We start from the raw sequence: 664 nt of genomic DNA, 5'->3' as shown, positions 1-664 counted from the left end.
TATTTATCCCAGCGTGATCCGCAGCCGGGAGCGGATGACCTACGATGCGGTGAAGCGCATCCTGGTGGATGAAGATCCGGAGCTGATCCGCCGCTACGAGCCCCTCGTCGACATGTTTCGGCTGATGGCCGACCTGGCCAAAACCCTTCGTCGGCGGCGGATGAATCGAGGGGCCATCGACTTCAACTTCAGCGAAGCGAAGATCTTCGTGGATGAGCAGGGCAAGCCGGTGAAGATCGTCCGCCGGCCGCGAACCATCGCCGAGTCGTTGATTGAGGAGTTCATGCTTGCGGCCAACGAAACGGTCGCCGCCCACTTTGCCCGGGCGGAGCTCCCCTTCCTCTACCGGATCCACGAAAAACCGGATACGGAGAAGCTGCAGTCCTTTTTCGAGTTTATCACCCACTTCGGCTACTCGATCCGGGGCCAGGCGGACAAGGTCCGTCCCCGGGCCCTGCAACAGCTGCTGGAGGAAATCGAGGGCAAGCCGGAGGAAACCCTGATCAGCACGGTGATGCTCCGCTCGATGAAGCAGGCCCGCTATGCGGCCGAGTGCCTGGGCCACTTCGGTTTGGCGGCCAAGTTTTATACCCATTTCACGTCGCCGATCCGCCGGTACCCCGATCTGATGATTCACCGGATCATCCGGGAGGTGTTGACGGAG

Annotated in this window: 1 protein-coding gene; it reads left to right on the top strand. The window is 61.0% G+C overall.

Annotation, left to right across the window (positions count from 1 at the left end):
• A partial coding sequence (locus RZO55_RS21855; RefSeq protein ID WP_318066383.1) for an RNB domain-containing ribonuclease occupies nt 1–664 on the top strand: 664 nt, incomplete at both ends.

This window comes from Clostridium boliviensis, assembly GCF_033342255.1.
In the GTDB taxonomy this organism is placed as follows: domain Bacteria; phylum Bacillota; class Clostridia; order Lachnospirales; family Lachnospiraceae; genus Lacrimispora; species Lacrimispora boliviensis.
The sequence above is the reverse complement of the archived record's forward strand: the minus strand, read 5'-3'. Positions and strand labels throughout refer to the sequence as shown.